This is a genomic window from Petrotoga sp. 9T1HF07.CasAA.8.2, from assembly GCF_002895585.1.
Classification (GTDB): Bacteria; Thermotogota; Thermotogae; order Petrotogales; family Petrotogaceae; genus Petrotoga; species Petrotoga mobilis.
Genome location: NZ_AZRI01000027.1, coordinates 16,057 through 39,787, shown reverse-complemented (window position 1 = coordinate 39,787; position 23,731 = coordinate 16,057). Strand labels below are relative to the sequence as shown.

At 33.5% G+C, this 23,731-nt stretch carries 18 protein-coding genes, 1 other RNA gene, 1 pseudogene and 1 CRISPR repeat array; of the genes and pseudogenes, 10 read left to right on the top strand and 10 right to left on the bottom strand.

The window, feature by feature from the left end; genetic code table 11:
* Positions 1–196: 196 nt before the first annotated feature.
* Positions 197–695: a CRISPR direct-repeat array (repeat unit 30 nt; unit sequence GTGTCTATCCTACCTTTAAGGAATAAAAAC).
* Positions 696–1,272: 577 nt separating this feature from the next.
* From X925_RS10565 to X925_RS05755, 5 genes and pseudogenes are all read left to right on the top strand, one after another.
* Positions 1,273–2,106 carry a TerB family tellurite resistance protein gene (locus X925_RS10565; protein ID WP_304465926.1) on the top strand — a complete coding sequence of 278 codons (834 nt, stop codon included), beginning with the start codon at positions 1,273–1,275 and terminating at the stop codon, positions 2,104–2,106.
* A 168-nt stretch (positions 2,107–2,274) separates the two neighbouring features.
* Positions 2,275–2,685: pseudogene (locus tag X925_RS10455) on the top strand (transposase); the annotation flags it as partial.
* Between the two features lie 1,040 nt (positions 2,686–3,725).
* The gene (locus tag X925_RS05765) at positions 3,726–5,297 is read left to right on the top strand and encodes a dynamin family protein (RefSeq protein WP_121959381.1); all 1,572 of its coding nucleotides are present in this window, start codon (positions 3,726–3,728) and stop codon (positions 5,295–5,297) included.
* A 60-nt stretch (positions 5,298–5,357) separates the two neighbouring features.
* The gene (lepA, locus tag X925_RS05760; protein WP_121959380.1) at positions 5,358–7,178 is read left to right on the top strand and encodes a translation elongation factor 4; all 1,821 of its coding nucleotides are present in this window, start codon (positions 5,358–5,360) and stop codon (positions 7,176–7,178) included.
* A 17-nt stretch (positions 7,179–7,195) separates the two neighbouring features.
* Positions 7,196–7,555 carry a hypothetical protein gene (locus X925_RS05755; RefSeq protein ID WP_121959379.1) on the top strand — a complete coding sequence of 120 codons (360 nt, stop codon included), beginning with the start codon at positions 7,196–7,198 and terminating at the stop codon, positions 7,553–7,555.
* A gap of 33 nt (positions 7,556–7,588) precedes the next feature.
* Here the strand turns inward: X925_RS05755 and uvrB are convergent, their stop codons facing one another.
* The 10 genes from uvrB to X925_RS05705 form a co-directional block, all read right to left on the bottom strand.
* Entirely contained in the window at positions 7,589–9,565 is a 1,977-nt protein-coding gene (gene uvrB / locus X925_RS05750; protein ID WP_103064509.1) for an excinuclease ABC subunit UvrB, read from the bottom strand.
* 44 nt (positions 9,566–9,609) lie between these two features.
* The gene (locus X925_RS05745; RefSeq protein WP_121959378.1) at positions 9,610–10,833 is read right to left on the bottom strand and encodes a hypothetical protein; all 1,224 of its coding nucleotides are present in this window, start codon (positions 10,831–10,833) and stop codon (positions 9,610–9,612) included.
* Between the two features lie 24 nt (positions 10,834–10,857).
* The gene (locus X925_RS05740) at positions 10,858–11,664 is read right to left on the bottom strand and encodes an ATP-binding cassette domain-containing protein (RefSeq protein WP_121515274.1); all 807 of its coding nucleotides are present in this window, start codon (positions 11,662–11,664) and stop codon (positions 10,858–10,860) included.
* Entirely contained in the window at positions 11,655–12,407 is a 753-nt protein-coding gene (locus tag X925_RS05735) for an energy-coupling factor ABC transporter ATP-binding protein (RefSeq protein WP_121515273.1), read from the bottom strand. Before X925_RS05735 ends, X925_RS05740 begins: the two co-directional genes overlap by 10 nt.
* A 1-nt stretch (position 12,408) precedes the next feature.
* Positions 12,409–13,086, bottom strand: a complete 678-nt coding sequence (locus X925_RS05730; RefSeq protein WP_121959398.1) for a methyltransferase — start codon at positions 13,084–13,086, stop codon at positions 12,409–12,411.
* Between the two features lie 99 nt (positions 13,087–13,185).
* An RNA gene (gene ffs, locus X925_RS05725) (signal recognition particle sRNA small type) lies at positions 13,186–13,285 on the bottom strand.
* 76 nt (positions 13,286–13,361) lie between these two features.
* Positions 13,362–14,186 (bottom strand): aldo/keto reductase, encoded by an 825-nt coding sequence (locus tag X925_RS05720; RefSeq protein ID WP_121959377.1) that lies wholly within the window; start codon positions 14,184–14,186, stop codon positions 13,362–13,364.
* Positions 14,187–14,189: 3 nt separating this feature from the next.
* On the bottom strand, positions 14,190–14,780 hold the full coding sequence (locus X925_RS05715; RefSeq protein WP_121959376.1) for a thymidine kinase: 591 nt from the start codon (positions 14,778–14,780) through the stop codon (positions 14,190–14,192).
* Positions 14,781–14,811: 31 nt separating this feature from the next.
* The gene (locus X925_RS05710; protein WP_121959375.1) at positions 14,812–15,507 is read right to left on the bottom strand and encodes a hypothetical protein; all 696 of its coding nucleotides are present in this window, start codon (positions 15,505–15,507) and stop codon (positions 14,812–14,814) included.
* 72 nt (positions 15,508–15,579) lie between these two features.
* Complete coding sequence (locus tag X925_RS05705; RefSeq protein WP_121959374.1) at positions 15,580–16,626, bottom strand: dipeptidase; 1,047 nt, start codon at positions 16,624–16,626, stop codon at positions 15,580–15,582.
* A 239-nt stretch (positions 16,627–16,865) separates the two neighbouring features.
* On the opposite strand from X925_RS05705, the gene X925_RS05700 reads away from it, so the two are divergent.
* The 5 genes from X925_RS05700 to X925_RS05680 all read left to right on the top strand — a co-directional run bounded on the left by X925_RS05700 (position 16,866) and on the right by X925_RS05680 (position 23,714).
* Positions 16,866–17,936, top strand: coding sequence for a substrate-binding domain-containing protein (locus X925_RS05700; RefSeq protein WP_103064501.1), 1,071 nt, complete (start codon positions 16,866–16,868; stop codon positions 17,934–17,936).
* 12 nt (positions 17,937–17,948) lie between these two features.
* A complete protein-coding gene (locus X925_RS05695) occupies positions 17,949–19,214 on the top strand; it encodes an ABC transporter substrate-binding protein (RefSeq protein ID WP_121959373.1) in 1,266 nt (421 codons plus the stop codon).
* A gap of 92 nt (positions 19,215–19,306) precedes the next feature.
* Complete coding sequence (locus tag X925_RS05690; protein ID WP_012209293.1) at positions 19,307–20,176, top strand: carbohydrate ABC transporter permease; 870 nt, start codon at positions 19,307–19,309, stop codon at positions 20,174–20,176.
* Positions 20,173–21,006 carry a carbohydrate ABC transporter permease gene (locus X925_RS05685; RefSeq protein WP_012209292.1) on the top strand — a complete coding sequence of 278 codons (834 nt, stop codon included), beginning with the start codon at positions 20,173–20,175 and terminating at the stop codon, positions 21,004–21,006. The genes X925_RS05690 and X925_RS05685 overlap by 4 nt, the downstream gene beginning before the upstream one ends.
* 14 nt (positions 21,007–21,020) lie before the next feature.
* Positions 21,021–23,714 (top strand): glycosyl hydrolase-related protein, encoded by a 2,694-nt coding sequence (locus X925_RS05680; protein ID WP_121959372.1) that lies wholly within the window; start codon positions 21,021–21,023, stop codon positions 23,712–23,714.
* Positions 23,715–23,731 lie beyond the last annotated feature (17 nt).

Sequence of the window (23,731 nt, the reverse complement as noted above, 5' to 3'; positions counted from 1 at the left end):
ACCTAAAACAGAAAGTGATATAAAAAAAACGTCTGTCGACCTCCAATAGGGTAAAAAACCCAGGGGATCGACAGACATGTGTTAAAAGTCACAAGCATTATTCCATGAGCTTTTGAATTGATTTTTAACATTTCCTCAAAGTTTTGCTTGACAATTGTAATTTTTTATGATACACTTTTTATCGTGAACCTATGGGGTGTCTATCCTACCTTTAAGGAATAAAAACTCGTTGAAAAGAGTTAAAAAGTGATTTCTTCAATACCGTGTCTATCCTACCTTTAAGGAATAAAAACTCTTTCAGGCATGTTCATTTCGTTTATTTTTAATTCCAGTGTCTATCCTACCTTTAAGGAATAAAAACAATTTTCTTATAAAACTTTTCAATAGTCTTAGATTCGTGTCTATCCTACCTTTAAGGAATAAAAACAATTTACTTTCAGTACATATTTCGTAGCTTCAATATCGTGTCTATCCTACCTTTAAGGAATAAAAACCTGTGTTTTGAAGGTCAAGAAGAAAACTCCCGATAAGTGTCTATCCTACCTTTAAGGAATAAAAACCCAAATTTCCCCATCATCGACACATGTATAGTTGCATCGGTGTCTATCCTACCTTTAAGGAATAAAAACCATGCTGGAGCCACCAATCCTAATGGGTTGTTCTTTGTGTCTATCCTACCTTTAAGGAATAGATTTTGTTAGTTTGTGCAAAGAGCGTTTTCGTAATGCTTTTTAATAAATTTCCTAATTCTCATTTGCGAAGCAAATGACGTCTGTGTTTTAGCCTACCTTTAAGGAATAAAAACAACCTGAAACCTTCAGGTAATGTTACACAACCTTCGTGTCTTAGCCTACCTTTAAGGAATAAAAACTTTCCATGGGTTAATGAAAAAAGTTCGAATAAGCAAAAACTTTCGAAAATTTACAGTTTTTTTGGAAATGGTGTTTTTGATATATAATATTTTGTTGTTAATTCAAAAATCCTTTATTTTTAAAGATTTTCTTTGTTTTTTGAATTATGTAAATAAAAAAATTTGGAATATTTTATTTTAAAATAACTAATTTTAATGTATATTTTAACCTTCAAAACGAGTTTAATTTAAGGGTTTCAGGTGATCGCTGAAGCCTTTTTTTCTACATTTAACAATATTGTGAAGAATTGAATTAAACTTGTTTACAAGCACAAATATTTCAGGTTATAAAATGTATAAATAGTTTTTTTGGGCAAAAGTAGCGCAAAATTAATTATTTATCTAAAAAAGGAGATGAAATTATGGCAAATAAGAAACACCCATTCAAAACTTTTGGTTCAACTATTGTAACAATATTAGAATTTATAGGAATAATGTTTGTTTTTCAATTAATAAGAGTTGCTTTATATTATTTTACCTGGTCAATGCTATTATCTTGGTTTGTAGCATTAAGTTTTATTATTCTTGTAGCATATTATAAATATAAAAAAAATAATAAAACAAAAAAGAGGGCTTCATCTGAACGCAAAAAGGTCGATTCACCGCCTTTAGATCCTACGAATATAATCGCACTATTTGCAAAGCTTGTGAGTGTAGATAATGAAGTCAAAGCCGAAGAGGTTGAACTTGTTAATAGGATTTTTGAGGAAGAAATGGGGTTTCATGATGACCAACTCGAGTTTGCCATGAATATATTTAATGAGTCACTTGAAAGCAATGCTTCTCTTGAATATATCTGTTCTTACTTAAAAGAACATTTAGATTATGAAACAAGACTCTGGCTCCTATATACTATGTATAAGATAGCATATTCAGACAATCAGCTAGCCCCAGAAGAGGACGAGATTATAAGGAGAGCTGGATTACTTATTGGTATATCAGAATATGAGATTTCATCTGCACGTCAATCCTTTGAACCTCCCAGCTATAAATCTGATGAATTACTTCAATATTATGAACTATTAGGGATTACCCCATCTGCCTCTGAGAGTGAGATAAAATCAGCTTATAGGCAGCTCATACATAAATATCATCCAGACAATTTTGGGCATTTAGATCCAGTTGCAAAAGAGCTTGCGGAAGAGAAAGTAAAGAAACTAAATGAAGCATACGAAAAGTTAATGGCACAGAAATGAGCACTATTCTCTAGAAACCGTAAAAATGCTAACTTTATTAAAATAAGAATGAGTAAACTTCTTCTTAAAAGTTCAGAAGAATTTAAGCGTTCTCCTACCCACTCATTTTTTAAAGAAAATAGTTGTTTGTGCTTATATTGTATCATCAAATATCATAGAAGATAAAAAAACGGAGAAGGATTGAAAGGCCAGAAAAATCTGCAGAGTATAACAGGGATAAGTAAACTAAGTTCAACAATAATTCTGAGCAATATTGATGACATTAATGTTTTGATAATTCTAAGAAATTGTGCGCTTATGCTGGACAGGTACCCTGTGTATATGATCCAAATGAAAGTATAAGATATGGACTAATAACCGAAAGAGGCGATAAGGTATTACGGTACTTCCCTAGTACAAGAGGCGCTGATAGCGATAAGATGTAGTCTATATATAAGAGGTTTTTACGAGCGGTTGAAACATAAGAAAGGTAGTGTTAAAGCAATAATTGCTACCGCACGTAAAATGTTAAGCATAATTTATGAGACCTTAAAAAACGATTGGGTGTTAGAGGATTTCAACAATTTCATATTAGCATAAAAAATTAGGATAGATTCTTTACTAAAATCTTGATTTTCGTCATAGGAGGATGAGAGAAATGAAAGAAATAGTTAAGTTGTTGGATGAGAACTTAGAATACGTTAAACATGAGGTATCGGGAGACAGAATAACGATTTGAGTGAAATCAGCTAAAAAAGAAGTAATCTGTCCATATTGTGGGAAACCATCCAAAAAAGTACATTCAAGGTATCAAAGAAGCTTTTAAGATTTACCCATACAAGGTAAAAAACAACGATAATTGTAATAAGAAAAAAGATGTTCTGTGAAAACAAAGAATGTAAGAAAAAGACGTTTGCTGAACCTTTTACTGTACAAATCCTTTGAAGAAGTAGAAGCTCTTTCAAAAGAGTTGCACGAAAAGATCATTCAAAAATAGCCCGTTATTGAAAGTATAATAAACCTCGTAAATGAATTCAAACATTTGTTAGAAACAAAGAACATAGAAAGACTTTAAAAATGGATAGAAAAAGTTAATAATCTAAAAATCAGAAAGATAGATAAATTTGTGAAAGGGTTAAAAAGAGATATGCAAGCGGTTAGAAATGCCATCATATATGAGAATACAACAATGGGCTAGCAGAAGGCTGTGCGAATAAACTAAAAGTTATTAAAAGGATAATGTATGGAAGAAACAAATTTAAGATGTTGAGAAGGAAAGTTCTTTTTCTTGAAAATAATGGATAATTCAACAATCAGTGGAAAGAACCACTTTTTGTTTAGTAAGTGCATGTGTATATCCTACCTTTAAGGAATAAGTTTTGCTGATTTGTGCAAAAAGCGTTCTCGCAATGCTTTTCAAAAAATTTCCTAATTCTCTTTTGCTAAGCATCAGAATCTTCATATCAGCAATTATCAAGTCTTTTTTATTCAGACAATAGTTGTGTAAAATTTTGATATCACTCTTTTCTTAGTTTTATTTTTAGAAAGAGTGATATTTTTTGTTTTTTTATAATTTAGTAAAAAATCAATGACATATGTAATATAATTAAGTTGAATTCAAAAATAAGAGGTGGTGTTCTATGGGGATATCTTTAGTTAGCGATAAATTCAAGAAAGAAGAATCTAAGTTAAAAGCCTTGTTGAACGATTATTTAGACCTTATCAATGGGAATTCTTTTTTGATTAAAGATAAAATTGAGGAAGTGAAAAGCGAATTCGAAACACTTTTCAATTTTGTGGTTGTAGGCAAAGTTAAAGCTGGTAAAAGTAGCTTTTTAAACGCTTTACTTGGAATTAAAGAAGGAGAAGAGAGTATCTTCGAGGTCGGACCAGGACCTCAGACTTCCAAAATAACAATCGTTCGAAAGGGTCAAGGGAACGTTGAAACAAGAGGTGATATGGTTACAATCTACAAAGATTTGGATTCTTTGGAAGGAATAGAGATAATAGACACCCCAGGAACGGACACAATAATGGAGAAACATGAAAAGATTACCAGAGATTTTTTAGAAAATAGCAATCTGATAATGTTTGTTTTCGACTCGAAAAATATATATACAAAAAGCGATTGGGAGTTGATCGAAAAGATCATCAAGGATTTGAAAAAAGATGTCATCTTTATTCTCTCCCAGAAGGATAGAGCTTCACAAGAAGAGATAGAAATGGCTAAAAAAGAGCTTATAAATAGATGCAACAAAATAGATTTGAAAGATCCCAAAATCTTTTTAACTTCAGCTAAGCTAGAAATTGAGTCTAAACCTGATAGTGGGTTCCAACAGGTTAGAGATTATATTTTTAACGAAATAGGTAGTCATGACAAGAAAAGAATGAAGTTGAAAACAATTATAGGTAAGATTAGATTTTCCGTTGACCAAAATAGCAACATTTTGAACGAAAAAATCGATGAATTGGAAGTTCTTGAGAGATATTATGAAACCCTTAATGCGTTTTTGGGAGAGAATCATTCTTTTTTTAATATTAGGTTTGATTCAATTAATGATGCTATAAAAAATTATTACTTGAATAAGTTAACTGATTTGAAAGATTCAATCTTAAACTTTTATAAGACACAGAAAAAAGTGAAAGAAAATATCGAGTATGAGATTTCTCAATTCAAAAAAGAAGTATCAAAAACCCTGAACGATAGAATAACCAGAGAGATTTTAAACATTACGGATGAAGAAAAGAGCAGAATAAATAGATTTTTTGATAAGAAGGAAGTTGTAGATAGATTAGGAATCGATCCTTTCTTAAGGGAAAAGTTAAAGTTGGATGTTGATAAAGAGTTTATTATTTTTTCCAATGATTTAGAAAAAGAAATCAACAAAATTTTAGATAGAACCTTTAAAACAGTGACGTTTAAAAACAAAAATCTGTTGAACAGGTTATACATCTCAAGAAGTGTTCAAAAAAGATTGGATAATGAAATTTCTAATCAAATGAAGGCTTTAGAAAATACACTTAAATCTAATGTTGAATCTTTTTTAAATAGCTTAAAGGTAAAAATGCAAACAAGTATGTTTGAAAACTACGAGGCATTTAAAAAGGAGATAAATAACCTAGAACATTTCAAAGATCTAAAAGAAAGAATTGATGGATACTCAAGGCAATTGGAAGATATAGAGTCGTCTATCAGCAGTAAGTCTTTTTAGTTTCTCTTATTTATGATATAATATTTCTATATTTTTAGGTTTGTGGAGGTGCTTTCTTTTTTGTTTGATCCCAATTTTATTAGAAATATAGCAATAATTGCACATATTGATCATGGAAAAACAACCTTGATGGATAGAATACTGGAATTGACACATTCGATAGACGAAAGAAATATGAGAGAACAGTATTTAGATTCAATGGACTTAGAAAGAGAGAAAGGAATTACTATAAAATCACATCCGGTCAAGGTTTTTTATACTGGAAAGGATGGAAATGAATATGAGCTGAATATTTTGGACACTCCTGGGCATATTGATTTTACCTATGAAGTTTCGAGAAGTTTGGCAGCATGTGAAGGTGCTATTTTACTGGTCGATGCCACACAAGGTGTTCAGGCTCAAACCGTTACTAACACGTATTTAGCCATGGAAAACAATTTGGAGATCATAGGTGCAATAAACAAAATAGATCTTCCCACTGCAAATATCGATGAAACGATGTTGGAGATAAATGATTTGGTTGGTATTGAAGCTGACTCAATAATCCCTATTAGTGCAAAAACTGGAGAGGGTGTTACAGATTTACTGGAATTGATTATTCAAAAGGTCCCTTCTCCTCTTAGCAAAGGCAATACTTCAGACAAGTTGAAAGGTCTAGTATTCGATGCTAAGTATGATAAGTACAAAGGTATCATCGTTTATTGTAGGATATTTGGTGGTAAGGTAAAAAAAGGCGATAAGATTAAATTAATGGCTTCTAATGCGACCTATGAAGTTATCGAGGTTGGTATCTTTCACCCTGAGATGATAGAAACAGAGGATCTGTCCGCTGGAGAAATAGGTTATATTGTGGCTGGAATAAAAGATATAGAGCAGGCAAGAGTAGGAGATACGATTACTGATGCACTGAATCCCATAGAAAAACCTCTTCCAGGGTACAAAGAAGTAAAACCGATGGTTTATGCGGGACTTTATCCAGGTTTGCCAGAGTATTATGAGGAGTTAAGAAAGGCTCTTGAAAAGTTGAAATTGAACGATGCTTCTCTTGTATTCACACCCGAAAGTTCTCCCGCTATGGGATATGGTTTTAGAGTAGGTTTTTTAGGCTTACTTCACATGGAAGTGGTTAAAGAACGTTTACAAAGGGAGTTTGAACTCGCCGTTATACTCACTGTTCCTAGTGTAATTTACAAAGCCAAGCTAAGAAATGGGGAAGAAATAGAAATTACAAATCCTTCAGAGTTTCCAGATGAAGATTTGATAGAAAAAGTTTACGAACCTTTTTGCAAGTTGGATATTATCACGCCACCTGATTATATGGGAGATTTGATAAATCTTGCTCAAGTCGAAAAAAGAGGAAATTTTTCTCATGTATCAAATGCAGGTAAAAATAGGGTGGTTTTACATTTTGAAATTCCTTTGGCTGATTTGATCTTCGATTTCTTCGATAAGATGAAGGCTATCAGTAAAGGTTACGCCTCAATGGATTACGAGATAACAGGGTACAAAGAGTCTAATTTAGTGAAGTTAGAAATTTTAATAAATAGAGAGAAAGTTGACGCCTTATCTTACGTTGTTCATGAGAGCCAGAGTTATACACTTGCAAGAAAATTAGTGGATAAATTAAGAGATTTAATTCCTAGACATCAATTCGAGATACCTATCCAAGCATATTGCAAGGGTAAGATAATCGCAAGATCCACTATTAAAGCCTTAAGAAAAGATGTCCTTCAGAAGTGTTATGGTGGAGATGTGACCAGAAAGATGAAATTGCTAGAAAAGCAAAAAGAAGGTAAAAAAAGGATGAGGGAGATTGGTAAAGTCAATATTCCTCAAGAGGCCTTCCTGGCTTTGTTGAAGGTTAACGAAGATGAAGAATAAATTTGGAGGTGTCAGAGTTGGCAGGAGATTTAAAAGAGAGTAAAAGTAAAGGTCGAAATATCTACAGAATAATCCTATGGATTGCCGGTTTGGCTTCTTTGTTTGTGTTTTCTTTGGTTATTAACCAGCCGTGGATTCTTTTTGCTATAACCATTGTAGCTCTTTTGAGTAAAGAGTGGCTTTTGGCATTTATCATTACTGGCATAAGAGGGACAGGCATTTTTGGGGTGATGGGAGAAGTTGAAATGTTGTGGGTTACATTATGTATATTTTTTATATTCATTTGGGGTCTTTTCAGATTCTTTTTTGACACGGATAGATTTTTGAGAAAGAAGGTGAGAAGCATTCACCCAAATCAAAAAAAAGAAAAGGTGTAGAAATTCTACACCTTTTTAAATTGTTTTTTAGAGTTAATTTTGCTTGATGTTGTATTTTCTTTTTATCCTTTTGATCTCGTCCCGGTACCTCGCTGCTTCTTCGTATTTTAATTCGGAGGCTGCTTCGTACATTTTTTCTTCAAGCATAGCCAAGTAATCATCCGGAGAGAGGTTCTCCTCTACAGCGAATATATAATCTTCTTCTTTTACCTCGTTATCTTTGAATGGTGCAAACATGTCTTCGGGTAATTTTTTAATGATACTTTTTGGAGTGATGTTGTTATCTATATTGTATTGAATCTGTATTTCTCTTCTTCTGTTTGTTTCATCGATGGCAGTTTTCATCGCCTCCGTTATTCTGTCTGCGTATAGTAATACCTTTCCTTGAACGTTTCTTGCAGCCCTACCAATCGTTTGAATCAATGTTGTTTCAGATCTTAAAAATCCCTCTCTATCTGCATCCATAATGGCAACGAGAGAAACTTCCGGTAAATCTAACCCTTCTCTAAGTAAGTTTACACCAACAACTACTTCAATTTCGCCGTTTCTTATTTTTTTTATTACCTCTGACCTTTCAATTGTATCGAGTTCAGAGTGTAGATATAGTGATTTAATGCCCATTAGGTTCAAATGGTCTGAGAGGATTTCTGCATCTTTCTTCGTTAAAACTACCGCCAGTGCCCTTTCTCCTCTTTCTACAACCTCTTTTACTTCGGAAATGAAGTCGTCAACTTGCCCTTCTGTCGATTTTACTTCAACCTTTGGATCCACAAGTCCCGTAGGCCTGATTATTTGTTCAACTATTTGGTCTGATACTTCCATTTCGAATGGCCCCGGGGTAGCTGATACAAAGATAATTTGATTGGTTCTTTCCAAAAACTCTTCGAATCTTAAAGGTCTGTTATCTAAAGCTGACGGCAATCTAAATCCGTAGTCAACTAAGTTTTTCTTCCTCGCGTAGTCCCCTCTGAACATTGCCCTTAACTGTGGTACCGCTATGTGAGATTCGTCAATAAAGGTAACGAAATCTTCGTCGAAGTAATCCAAAAGTGTCCATGGAGAGTCTCCAGGATTCCTACCATCGAAATACCTTGAATAATTTTCTATCCCTTTGCAATATCCTAATGTTTGAAGGAATTCTAAATCTTGTTTTACCCTTTGCTCTATTCGTTGAGCTTCTAAAAGTTTGCCTTCCCTTTTGAAATATTCTATTTGGGATTGCAGATCGGCATTTATTCTTTCAATAGCTGAAAAAATCTTTTCCTGACTGGTTACAAATTCTTTCGCTGGATAAATAGTAATTTTATCAAATTCTTCTATTATGGTTCTGTTGAATACGTCAAGTGCTTCGATCTTTTCGACTTCGTTATCGAAAAAAGTTACCCTTATTCCAAAATCTTCGTAAGGAGGGAATATCTCTAAAACATCACCCTTCCATCTGAACGTTCCACCGAGATAATCTTTTTCTTGCCTTGTGTATTGCATTTTACCAAGTTTAATTAAGATTTCTCTTCTAGAATACTCTTCATTCACTCTCAGATAAAGGTTTATGTTTGAAAAATCATCAGGGTTTCCTGATGCATAGATAGCTGAGACGCTTGAAACTACAATTACGTCTCTCCTTGTTAAAACTGATTTTAACGTTGAGAGCCTCATTTTAACTAAAATATCGTTTATGTCCGCATTTTTTTCTATGTATATGTCTCGAGAAGGGATGTACGCTTCCGGTTGATAGTAATCGTAATAACTTATAAAAAATTCGACTCTATTTTCCGGGAAGAACTCTTTGAATTCGTTGTATAGTTGAACGGCTAAGATTTTATTCGGGGAGAGGACTAAAGTTGGTCGATTCACGTTTGCAATAATATTAGCCATTGTATATGTTTTACCAGATCCAGTAACACCCAGTAAAGTTTGGAACCTATAATTTTTATTGATCCCAGAAGAGAGTTCTTCTATTGCTTTTGGTTGATCGCCTTGAGGTTCGTATTCGGAACGAAGCTTAAACATGATAAACACACCTCCATCAAACCTCTGCTTTAAATTCTAATATATTAGAATCTAAAAGTGAATCCTGCACTGATTTTAAAATCATTTGTCGTTTCGATATTTCCTACTTCTTCTATGGGGAATAGGAAATTATATCCCGCTTCTATGTATAGTCCAGAGGTTTCGTTTATATAATAACTATAATCTATAACTGGTGATAGTTTAAAGTAAACAGCGGATGCGTCATCCGAAGCTGTAACACTTTTCACCCCAACTAAGATCCCCAATAAAAGGGTTGCGTCCGTTTCTGATAGATAGTTAAGATAACCTAATTTGAAATCAAAATCTCCATCAAATGTGCTTTCATCGAACAAAAATACAAAAGAGAATCCAGTATATAAGTGTTCATAGTTATCGAATCCAGCTTCGAACCCGACACCGTTTTTTTCAAATCCTTCGTTCACGTAATATATTCCTGTGATGGTTCTTATTGGAGAGAGAGTTGGATTTTCTAATACGTAAACATTTTCATCTCGGTAGTTGAAATTTTTTGGGGCTTCGAGTATCTTTAACAAACTGTTGTTATCCCAGACTTCTTCGGCTATCAATTTCCCACCGTGAAGGTCATAGAACTCTCCATTCAATTCTTTAGTGATTACAAATTCAAACATCATACCTTCTCTTATTCCAACGTTTCTGCCAGCATCTATATGAACATATTTATTTTCTATAGATATAATATTGGCTTTTATTTTAAAAAGTTTGTTCAACTCCGTAGAGATAGAAGAGGCAAGATTATTGGCGGCGGATCTTCTTGAATAGTATATCGCTTCAAAATCACTTGTACTAGCATTTATATATGAGGTGCCACTTGAAGTAAGAAGTTTGGAATAGATGTTTTCTCCTGTGGAAATTTTGACGACGTTGACCTTCGCTAGTATACGGTACTCCCACCATATTAATTCTTCGGTTTTCTCTAAGTTAGGAAAGCTTTCAAGTATTTGAATATGGACTAAAAAATCCGCATCTAGATTTTTCTTCATGTAATCTTCATTTTCGAGCATTTCTCTAAGATTTTCTAATAACAGATCATCTTTTGATAATACCTTATATTTGCCTTGTTCTTCGAGATCATTTTTTAAATATTGTTCTAACAAAGAACCAATACTGGAATCACCTTCTGTGTAAATCAAAAAACTTCTTCTTAGATCGATAACTTCACTAGACTGAGAAAATAACTGCAATAAAAAGATTGAAACAAAAATAGATAACATCAGAATCCTTTTCAATTTTCATCATCCCCTCAATTTTATTTAAATAGATGAAATCTTTTCAGCCAATTCCTTTTTCCCGGTTTTTATAGCACATTTATACAATTGCATCTTTTCATTGAATATTATACCAGCTTCCAAGAGAGTTTTTTCATCCAGTAAAACAAATTCGTCAAAATTGCCTTTAAAAGCTTCTTCTCCATTTTTTAACAGCAGTACGTTAGGTTTCAAACTGGCGAATTCGTCTATCCAATGGGTTGATATTATTATTGTCTTTCCCAAGTTGTGAAGTTCTTTTATAAGGTTGAATATAGAAGTTTTTGTTACGTAATCTAATCCAACAGTGGGTTCGTCAAAGATTATATAATCAGGGTTATATGAGAGAACAGAGATAATAGCTACCTTCCTCATTTCTCCACCTGAGAGTTCGAATGGATTTTTTTCGAGGTATGATTCCGGTAACTTTACCAACTCTAAATAATACTTTAGTAAATCATCACTTAGTTGAACCCCAAAATTTTTTGGTGCAAACATTATTTCTTCCTTTACAGTGGGAAGAAAAAATTGGGATTCAGGGTATTGAAAAACTATGCCTATCTTCTTTCTGATATCTTTTATGTTGACCTTTTTGTCTTTTGTGGATAATCCCTCAACTAAGACTCTTCCTTGTTGGGGTAGAAGCAATCCATTCATTAAACTTATCAATGTAGTTTTCCCAGATCCTGTATGTCCAACGAATAACCACAAATCCCCTTTTTTTATTTCCAGATTTATATTTGCTAGGGCTGTCTTTTGAAAAGGTGTATTCAATGCGTAAGTAAAACTTACATCTTCAAACATTATCGACATATTTCATCAACCAACTCTTTTAAATCAGCATTAAATTGTCTTTTTATTTTTTCGTTGAAAGGTAGTTCAGATTGAATAACGTTACTTTTGTAAAATTGATCTTTCTCCCCTTCATAAACAATCTCTCCATCGTTGAGAGCGATTATTTTGTCTACATGCTCCAGGTCAGAATAATGATGAGAGGCAATTATGATCGTTTCTCCTATTTCTCTGAGATTGCGTATAACTTTATAGATTTCATTTCGACCTTTTGGATCTAACATGGAAGTAGGTTCATCCATGAGTATAATCTCAGGTTCCATTGCCAGAATGGAGGCTATTGCAAGTCTTTGTTTTTGCCCTCCAGATAATGCATTTGGGTCTGCGTGGTTCAACCCTTCCAACCCTACCGTTGAAAGTGCCCATTCGATTCTTTCTAGCATTTTTTCTCTTGGGACCCCTATGTTTTCTAACCCAAAAGCCACATCCTCTTCAACCGTGACCCCTATAATTTGATTTTCAGGGTTTTGAAAAATATAACCGACCTTTATTTTATTATGTTCATCTAATTTTTGGTCTTTGATAATTACTTCTCCCTCTTGAGGGAATAAAATACCACATAGAAGCTTTAGAAGCGTAGATTTCCCACTTCCATTACTCCCAACTAAACCGATAAACTCGCCTTTTTTGACGTCTAAATTGATATTCGTTAGTACTTTTTTTTCATAATAACTGAAAGAAAGATTTTTGCATCCAAAAAACATCTTAGCCCCTCTTTATCGAAAGATAAACTCTAAAACCTCCGGATTTTTCCAACTCTTTTACGTTGCCAAAAATTTGTTCCATGTAACTTTCTAATGCTTTCCCACCCTTATTGTGGTAAGCAACTAAATATATCTTGCCATTTTCATTCAAATGGTGATAAGATTCTTCGATTAGTTCATGTAATACTTCTTTACCTGCAACTATTGGAGGGTTGCTAACAATAACATCGAAGTAGTCATCTTCCCATGGTTTGAATAGATTTCCTTGTTTGATCACAGCGTTCACGTTGTTATTTTTGGCATTTATCTTAGAAAAATCAACTGCTCTGTTGTTTACGTCACTCATATACAGATCTATGTCCGGAAACTCTCTTTTTAAGGATATACCTATTACACCATATCCGCATCCCATGTCCAAAACTTTTTCATTTGTTAATTCTACTTTTTCGATTAATAAAATGCTTGCCCTGTCTATCCTTTTCTTTCCATACACTCCAGAAGGGGCTTTAAAAAGATACTTATGCCCATTTCTTAATATTAAAACTAATTCTTTTACCGTTAGTTCTGAAGTTGGGTTTTCGGTGTAGTAATGCTCAAAAGAGGGTGTTCTTTTGATTTCTTTTTCTTTTACAGGGTTCAGATCGTTATTAACTTTTTTTATTACTTCGTCAACTTTCATGAAAGCAATATCTTCAGGACCGTATATTTGAACATCTTCATATTCGTTATTATTTTTCTTTTTTTGAGTCAATTTATTCGTACCTCCAAAATTATTAAAGATGGCTGGGTAACCCTGCTGCACATAGAAATCTCCGCTTATGGCTGCTCCCTTCCAGGCCTGACCAGTTTCGCGGGTTCCTATTGCGCAGGACCCAGCCTCCTGTAATGACGCTTTCATATTATATCATTTCATTGTTGAAAAATCAATTAATCTTGTTAAAAGCTATGTTAACCTTAAAAATCATCGGGATTTGCCCCAAATCTTTTACTTTGATCTAAATTGTCTATTATCTTCATTTCTTCCTCTGTTAGTTCAAAGTCGAAAATATCAGCATTTTCTTTTATCCTTTCCTTGTGCACAGATTTTGGAATGGTTACCACCCCATGTTGCAAGTCCCATCTCAATACTATTTGTGCGGGAGTTTTTTTATACTTATTTGCTATATCAACTATCTGAAGTATATTTTGAACTCTTCCTCTCATTAATGGACTCCAAGCCTCTAGCTGTATCTTATTTCTTTGACAGAAATCCAAAAGATCTCTTTGCAGTAAGTATGGATGAAATTCTACTTGATTCACCATAGGGGTAATTTCACAGTTGTTTATTATATCTTGGAGATGATGAATTAAAAAGTTACTCACACCAATAGCCCTTACTCTACCTTCCTTATACAGCTTTTCAAGAGCTTTCCAGGTTTCTATATATCTTCCACTTACAGGCCAATGAATTAAGTATAAGTCTAAATAATCTGTTCCCAATCTTTTTAATGAATTTTCAAAAGAGTTTAAAGTACTTTCAAAACCTTGGTTCGTATTCCATACTTTGGAGGTTATAAAAATTTCATCTCTCGGTATTTTACTTTGCCTGATTGCTTTACCTATCTCTTCTTCGTTTTCGTACATTTCTGCAGTATCTATCAATCTGTATCCTATACTTAAAGAGTACTTTACACCCTCTATCAACTCATCTCCATGGGCTTTGTACGTCCCATAGCCCAACCAAGGGATTTTCACTTTATTGGCTAATTCTGTGTTATCATAGATGCTTGTAATTCTCATAGATCAACCCCCTTGTTTCAGTTTTTTATCTTGATTTTGTTTTTTTTCATTCAACTTCAAGTAGCAATCTCTACAGACGGCGATATATTTTTCAAATCCCCCAACATCTATTTCTCCACCATTTTCAACGATCTTGTAAGATATTGTACCTCTATACTCCCCACATTCATGGCAAACGGCTTTCTTTTTAATTACCGTGTCTGCATGAGCCATTAAAAGTGAAGTAACTTTGAATGGATTATTTTTATAACTCAAATCCAAGCCAGCACAATAAACATCCTTACCTGAATTGATCATCTCGACAACAACTTCTCTAAGGGGCTCGTCTAGAAACTGAATTTCATCTATAAAAACCGCTTTTTCGTCTCCATCAAGTTTAGGCAAAATTTCAGCGGAGTTATTGATGGGAATGGCTTTAACAGATGTATTAGAGTGGGATACAATGTAAGTTTCATTGTATCGGTTATCTAACAAAGGTTTGAAGACTTTTATTTTCTTTTTACCAAGGTTGTAAATTTCAATGAAAGAGATTAATTCGGAAGTTTTGCCAGAATACATAGGTCCAACAATTACTACTAAATTACCTGTTGCCATATTAAAGTTTCACATCCCTTTTTCATTAGTTTTAATTAAATTTTTCGGATAGTAGTTGATCAATCTCATCCAAAGACTCTTTCCACAATGTTTCAATTCCAAAATCATTCAGAATATCCAAGGAAGGGGTTCTAAATATAAAATAGTCCTTGTAATTGAATCTTCCCACGGAAACAACGTAGAGCACATACGAAGCAACCGCCTTGATAGGATACCATTTGTATAAGAAGAAAAAGTTTTTCAAAAAAACATCATACAAGTTTTTAATATTCACATCTTCTATCTCGTAATGTTCATACAAAACTTCATCAAAGATCCTCATAAACCTGGCTGGTAATTTGTTGGGGAAAAAATGCTTGTCTAACCTGAAAACAGTAGTGTTCCATTCTTTTTTCAATAAAGCTGCATCTATCAAGGTTTCTATTTTAGTATGTGATTTGCCAGTGTTTCTTTCTATGATATGTATTAATGGATGTATTTTCATATCAAGATAAGAATGTAGGTATAAACCTAAGGCATACTCTGGACTTTCCTTTTGAATCTCTCTTATTAACCTTGTCAAATCAACATTATGCAACGTTTCACCAATAATGTGATATTTGGGATCAGAAATATTGTAATAAAAAATATCTGGGCCCATCAGTCCAAGGTTAAACATCTTCACATTTTTCAAACTGTTTGGAAAAATCTTATGACCGAAGATAATGTGTGTTAAATATCCTGGCATCCCTTAACTCCCTAATATGGTTTTGTACTTTTTTATTTTATCATATTTTTATAAATTACTAATTTAAAATTTCTAATGAATTAGTACCTTTTTATACACCCTTGAAAAATTTTCTCCTAATATCTTCTTTATATCTTCTTCACCATATCCCCTTTGTAGTAATTTCTCAACGAGTAATACAATATTTGAATGGTTATCTAAAACTTGAAAAGATGGGGATGGATTAAGTTCGTTCACAAACTGGGGGTTGAATTTTTTTAGGTGCTCACAGAAATCAAATCCTAAACCAACATACTCAATACCTACTAAATTTACAATATGATCTATATGTTTAACTAAATCATCAACATTGGCTTTTTCCGGATCATTCGATACGATTTTGTTATAGGCGTTTATTCCTACTACTCCATCGGTATCTGCTATCGCCTTTATCTGTGAATCAGAGAGGTTTCTTTCTAAGTTTACTATCTTTCTACAATCAGAATGGGAAGCTATTATAGGTCCTTTACTAAGCTCGATAACTTGCCAAAATCCTTTGTCGTTTAAATGGCTAACATCTATTACCATACCTAAGCTTTGAGCTTTTTTAACTAAATCAATTCCAAAATCAGATAAACCGTTCGAGTTTTTCTTGGGGTCTGGCGGTAGAAACTTGCTTCCATCACCAGCGTAGTTCCTTCTACTCCAAGTCAGCCCGACAAATCTTACACCTAAACGGTAAAAGATATCGAGTAAATCTAAATCGTTGTATAGAGGTTCAACTCCTTCAAAAGATAAAAATATTCCGATTTTATTACTTTCTTTTGCTTTAATTATATCTTCGTAGGATTTACATAACATTAAATAATCGCTTGATTCTTCTAATTCCTTGTAAAATGAACTGATTTGGTCTAAAGCCTCTCTTAATGAGATTTCAGGGGTTAAAAAGCTTTCGATAAACAAAGAGGAAACTACGGCATTTAATCCACCTTTACGAAAATTGTCAAGATGATCGTTTTCTATAACTTTGTGAATCCCATATTTCCTTTGATTTGCTACATCCATTAGTAAATCAAAGTGTGCATCGATTACAAGACTTTCTTCTAAGATTTTATGAGCTTGTTCTTTGAAATTAGTCAAAATATTTCCTCCTCAATCTTACATATTTTTTTGCGGTTGCAGTTGTAGGGATATCAGGTTTTTTAATTATACTATTATTTTGATAATTTTTTCTAATTCTTTAAAAAATGGAGGAAAATCCCTTTAATCGCAAATAATTACCTCTAAATGGATATAATTACAGTTATTCGGATTTTGTTTATTTTAATTGTATTGTTATAATATGTCTAGACATGTACGTACATAAGGAGTGAAGGAATATGAATAACAAACCAAAATACGAACAAATAGAGGAGTTTTTGATAACAAATATAGAAAATGGAACGTATCATCCTGATGAACAGATACCATCAGAAAAGGCTTTAGCCAAGGAATTTAAAGTAAGTAGAGAAACTGTCAGGAAAGCACTCGATAAATTAGTTTTTGAAGGTTACCTTTATCGGATTCAAGGTTTGGGGACATTTGTCTCCCCAATAAAAGGGCCTTCTTCAAGTCCAATGCAAGAAAAAAGCAAAATAGGTGTTGTTCTTCCTATTTCACATGAATATTTATCTTTTGAGATATTGGCGGGGATTGAGAAGGCTTATCACAACACAGAATACGAACCTTTCGTTCAGTTTATAGATTCTAATTCCGCTATAACGAAATTAAAAATGAAATATATTCTCTCTTCTAACCCAAAAGGATATATAATCCTTCCTACAAAAGAATTGGTAGAAGATGAAATCTTCAAAAGGTTATTAAAAAAAGAGGTTCCTATGGTTTTTGTAGATAAAACGGTTAACGATATTAGAAAACCTCTCGTTCAGTCTGATAATTACTTAGGTGCTTATAACTTAACTAAAGAACTTATTCACAATTCAACGGTTAAATCTATAATGTTTTTCACTGAAGAAGATTTTTCTATTAGTTCCGTGAAAGAAAGATATAACGGAATGTTTGACGCTTGTAAAGAGCATAATATTCCCGTTTATAGTGAAATAGTGGGGAAAAATGAGATGGACAGAGCTATAGACAAATGTTTGAAGAACCATGTAGATACTATTTTTTGTTGTAACGATATCGTAGCGGTAAGTACTTTGACGGCGTTGCAAGTAAGAGGTCTTTCAGTACCAGAAAAAATGAAATTATATGGATTTGATGATAGACCAATAGCCCAAAGTATCTTTCCAAATCTTACCACAGTAAGGCAACCTTTACGAAATATAGGTGAGGTAGCAGCAAAATATTTAGTTTCAATTATTCAGGGTGAAAATAATAGCGAGGATTTCAAAATTACTTTGCCCGTTGAAGTTGTATGGCGTGATTCAACAGGGCAAAAAATCAAGTGAGGAGGAATCAAGATGAGTAGGAAGTTTTTAGTGAGTTTTGTGTTATTTGTTATTATTTTTTCGAGTATGGCTTTAGCAATGGAAAAAGTCGTTTTAACTGGAACATTTGCTGCTCCTGCGGATAGGTGGCACATGTTGATTTCAGTAGCTTTAGAAGAGTTGAACAAAAGACATCCAGATATGGAGATCACTATGGAGTACGAAGTACTTCCATACGATGATACGAGGTCTAAACTTATCACTTTGACTGCTGGAAAAACTCCAAGAGATTTAGTTTCAGTCGATCAAATATGGTTGGGAGAGTTTGCACAATCAGGTTTTCTAAAAGATATTACAAAGGAAGTTAACTCTTGGGGAAGGATTGATGAATTTTATCCTGCAAATGTAGACGGTTCAAAGTTTGATGGCAAGTTTTACAGCATCTGGACTTGGACAGACGCACGAGTAACTTGGTATTGGAAAGATTTGTTAGAAGAAGCAGGCGTAGATCCCGAAATGCTGAAAACTTGGGATGGATACATTGAGGCTTATAAGAAATTAGCTCCTGTTACTATGAAAAAGGGCATATTACCGATGCATTTGGTTGCTGCTAGTCATTCACCTGATATGTGGTTTCCATATCTATGGATGAATGGTGGAGAAATTCTCGAACAGAAAGATGGAGAGTATTACCCGGCTTTTTATGGCGAGGCAGGGGTAAAGGCACTAACTTTCTTGAGAGATCAAGTAGAGATAGGTATAAGGCCACAAGTTCAACATCAATGGGGCCAAGAATTTGCTGATAAGAGATTTGCCGTAATGATCGAAGGAAGTTGGTTGTTAGGGAAATTTCCTGAAGGATTTGATTTCAATCAAATTGGTATGATACCAGGATTTCCAGTTCCAGAAGAGGGTATGAAAAGTTCAACGATGATGGGTGGTTGGCTGTTAGCTATTCCTTCAACATCCCAGCATCCCGAGTTAGCATGGGAATTGATGACTATAATGCTTGATCCAGAAGTTTTAACTCCAGTTTTGGCTAAATACGTTTACTTGCCCACACAAAAAACCATAGCCGAACAAGATCCCTATAAATCGACTCTTGAAAATGAGATACCTTTCTTCGAGGATCTTATGAAAGCGGTGGCAATTGGGAAAGGAAGACCAAATATTCCCGAATATCCTCAAATAGCTGAGTCACTGCGAATAGCAATAGAAGAAGTCTATTATGGCGTAAAAACTCCAGAGGATGCCCTGAAAAATGCTTCAAAAAAGGTTGAAGAAATTTTGATCTTCTAAGGGATTCCTTAAAAGTAAAAATTTTAACACAGCAGTCCTCCTTCTTTAAAGGAGGCTGCTTTTAGTGAAGAATAGACGGAGGTGGTGAATCAATGCAAAGGAAAAAGTGGATGCCTTTTTTATTGTTACTCCCTGCTTTGTCCATAATGTTTTTTTTGATGATTTTTCCTGTATTTTGGAATTTCAGCATTTCATTGCATAATGTCAAGACTACTAATATAAACAACGTTTGGCCCTTTGTTGGTTTCCAAAACTGGGTAAAAATTTTTCAAGATGAATATTTTTTACAATCTTTAAAAGTTACACTCTTTTTTGTATTAGGATCGGTATTTTTTCAAATTTTTATAGGCTTTTTAATAGCCAGAATTTTAATTGAAAGAGTTTGGGGAACTAAATTTTTTAGAGTTCTTTTTATACTTCCATGGCTTTTGTCAGCCACTATTGTTGGATTTTCTTGGCAATGGATGTACAACGATTATTTTGGATTGATAAATGGTTTGCTTATAAGAGTAGGAATGCAGCCTGTAAATTGGATATCAGATCCAAATATGGCCTTGATATCCTTATTGATAGCTAATATATGGTTCGGTACGCCGTTTTCTATACTTTTTCAAGAATCCTCGTTGTTGACAATCGATAGAAATTTGTATGAGGCAGCTAAAATTGATGGTGCTGGTCCACTTCAAAGTTTTTTCAATATAACGCTGCCTTTGTTGGCACCTTTTTTAGGGATAAATTTGATCCTTACTTCTATGTGGAGTGTAAATCTTTTTGATCTTCAGTTGGTATTGACAGGAGGAGGGCCTTTAATGTCTACTACAACGGCATCTTTGTATATGTATAAACAAGGTTTTGAGCAAGGTAATCTGTCTATTGGTGCGGCCATAGGAATAGTTCTACTCATTATAAATTTGACAGTTTCTTTCCTTTATCTACGAGCATTGAGAGGTGAGGAGGCATGACCAAAAAGAATAAAACAATTAGAGCCATATTATTTATCATTCTTGTTATATTTGCTGTTTATACGATAATGCCTATATTTTGGGTGTTTGTTACTTCACTGAAAACACCGGAGGAAGCAAGAGAATTTCCTCCTAGCTTAATTCCTAAAGAAGTGACCTTTCAAAATTATCAAATTCTTTTTCAAGATGACCAAATGATGAGAAGTTTTCTGAATAGTATTATAGTAGCGGTTCCAGCAACCTTACTATGTGTTATAATTTCAGCATTAGCAGCATTTTCCTTTTCAAGGTACCACTTCAAAGGAAAAAAGCAACTTTTAGCTGCAGTAATGGGAGTTTTTATGATTCCTATAACTATGAACACAATCCCGCTCTATTTGATATTTCAGAGGATGGGTTTATTAGACACATATGCTGGAGTAATTCTTGCTTATCAGGTTTTAATAATACCGTTGAATATTTTTATTCTCAAAAATCATTTTGATACCATCCCTATTTCTTTAGAAGAGGCAGCAGCGCTTGACGGTGCCTCAACCATGCAAAGATTTACTAAAGTAATAATGCCTTTATCTTGGCCTGGTTTAAGTATATCTTTCATATTCACTTTCAGATTTGCATGGAATGAATTTGTTTTACCTATGATCTTAATAAGTTCTCCTAGTAAGACTGTTTTCCAAGTTGCAATGTACAGATTTTTGGGACTTTACAGTATAGATTGGGGTTTACTTAGTGCAGCTATAGTAATTGGTATGATACCAATTTTGATAATAATAATATTCTTTCAGAGACAACTCTTACAAGGAATACAGGCTGGTTCAATTAAAGGATAATTGGAGGCGAAGAGATGTACTACATCATTTCACACACTCATTGGGATAGAGAATGGTTCGCTCCCACTGACGCAACAAAAAAAATGTTACCAAGTTTATTTCAAAAACTCTTCCAGTTAATTGATAATAATCCTGAATACAAATTCGTGTTAGATGGGCAAATGTTGCTGGTGAAAGATTATCTAAGCAATTTTCAAGGAGAAGAACGAAAAAAAGCAGAAGACGAATTGAAAAAATACTCTAAAAACATAGCTTTTGGGCCATACTACGGACAAATTGATTGGAGAGTCTCTGAAGAAAGCTCAATTAGAAATATTATATTGGGGAATCAGGAAGCTAAAAAGTTTGGAAATATTATGAAGATAGGCTGGTTATTGGATAATTTTGGCTTTTTGTCTCAAGTTGCACAAATTAATTCTCAATGTGAAATAGAAAGTTGTTTCCTCTGGAGAGGTTTAAAAATGAAATTTCCAAAAATTGGGTTTACTTGGAGCAGTCCTGATGGTAGCAAAATTCATGGAATATATTTACTAGATAGTTATAGGAATATCATGAGGTTGAAAGATTATCCAGAAGTTATGGAAAAAAGATTGGAGTTGGAAATTAACAAGCTAAAAAAATATTCAAAAACTAATTACCTTCCTTTACTAAACGGATACGACCTGGACCCTGTGCCAGAAGATCCCACTGATGGAGAATTAAAAACAGTTTTTCCAGATGAGTTTATAAAAGAGTATTTTAACCAAGAAGACCCATCTTTAATTGGAGAATACGTTGGTGAACTCATGGATGGAAGTATTGTTTCGGTATTTCCTGGTAGTTTATCAACAAGACAGTATTTAAAAATTATGAATTGGCACTCTGAATATATCCTCTCTAAAGTATTAGAGCCGTTAATTGCTATCGTAGATAATTCTGAATACGATAAAGAGATACAAAAAGCTTGGGAATATTTAGTGATGAACTTAGTCCACGACAGCATAGGCGGAGTAGGAGTAGATCAGATTCATGAAGACATGGAAGAAAGATACAATAAAATTAAAGAGATTTTTGAATCAACTTTAAATAAAGTTTTGGATAAGGTAGATCAGGTTTTACCTTTAGGTTACACTTGCCTAAATTTGAATCCTCAGGAATTGCCTGTATTATTTGAAAATAAAGAAACCCTTTATAGATTTTCTGCACCATCAGGTAGTTTATCAAAAGTTGATTTAAAAAAGTATAAAGTAAGATATTGGGAAAAACCAATAAATAGTTTTCATTGGGAGAACAAACATTTCAAAGCCATCGTCGAAAATGGGAAACTTCATATTAAAAAGGAAAATAAGGATTATTTAATCAAACCAGTTTTGGTAGAAGACAAGGGTGATGAATACTCTTCTGCCTTTGATAAAGAACTGAACTTAACTTTCTCAGGAATGAGATTGAAAGCACGATCAGATAACTACTCCAAAATAGCTCTTGATTTTACAAGTAAAGAAGTTGATTTCACTCTTTCTTTGACATTTTCAGAATTGCCCTATATCAACATCGAAATTGAATCTTTGGGAAAAGGATCAGATTATGGATTACTTTTATCCTTAATCGGAGGTGGAGATATAAATGCCGGTGCTCCTTTTGATTCTGTAAAAAGACCATACGAAATAAAATATGAGGAACCTGAAGAAGAAATGAAAAAGTTTTTAGTTGCTGCAAGAGAAATCGCTTTTAATAACGTTTTTCCTATGAAGGACTACGTTGGTTTAGAAAAGGATGACTATTTTGCAGCCTTTATGGCAAAAGGGATTTATAGTTATACCACACATTCTACGACATCCTTGACCCCGTCTGGGGCGTTTTCTTCAAAAAAAGCTGTTTCTTTAATTTTATTAAGATCCGTAAGTTGGCTTTCTCTCGAAAACGTAAAAGGAAGAATTGGAGATGCCGGTCCCGTAATGTATACTCCTGGAGCAGAAGTAAAAAGAAAAATGAAAATCGAGACCGCCTTTTGTATATCACCAAAAAATGATTTTTTGAAATACAAAAATTCCTTTATCAATCCACCTTTATTGTTTTATAAACATATTAATAATTCAAGCTTAGAAAACCAGGCCAGGGTGGTTCATAAATTCTATTCTTCAGTGGACGAAAATATAGAATTTGTGAATATGAAACCCTCAATAGACAAAGAAGGGATGACTCTACGGTTTTTTAATCCTACTCACAAGAAAAAAGAGATAAGATTACCTCAAAAAGCAATAAAAACCGATTTGTTAGAGAACGAATTAGAAGAATTTGATGGGACGATCAAGCCAAAAGAGATATTAACGTTAAAAATACCTAAGCTATCTTTAAATACTTTTTCTGATGATCAAGGCTCAAAAGTTAACATCGTATATCCTAAATTTACGTGGGATATCTCTGAAGATCTTTCAAAACCGGATATAAGTATAATAAATAAAATGGAAAGAGAAGTCAGAGATCTTAAAGAACAAATAAAGGATGTAGATAAGAAAATAAAGGAAACTCAAGGTATTAGTAGATACGAATTGCATTTTGAAAAGTATAAATTAATGAGAAAAGCGTTAGAATTAGAGTTATCCTCGTTATATAACAGATCTAAAATTGAACGTGTGGATTCTTCAAAAATAGAACATATAATTGTAAAGTTGAACGATGTAAGAATAAAAAGAAGGGGAATAGAGTTTTTACTAGCCACTCTCAAATAGTTTCACATCCATACACA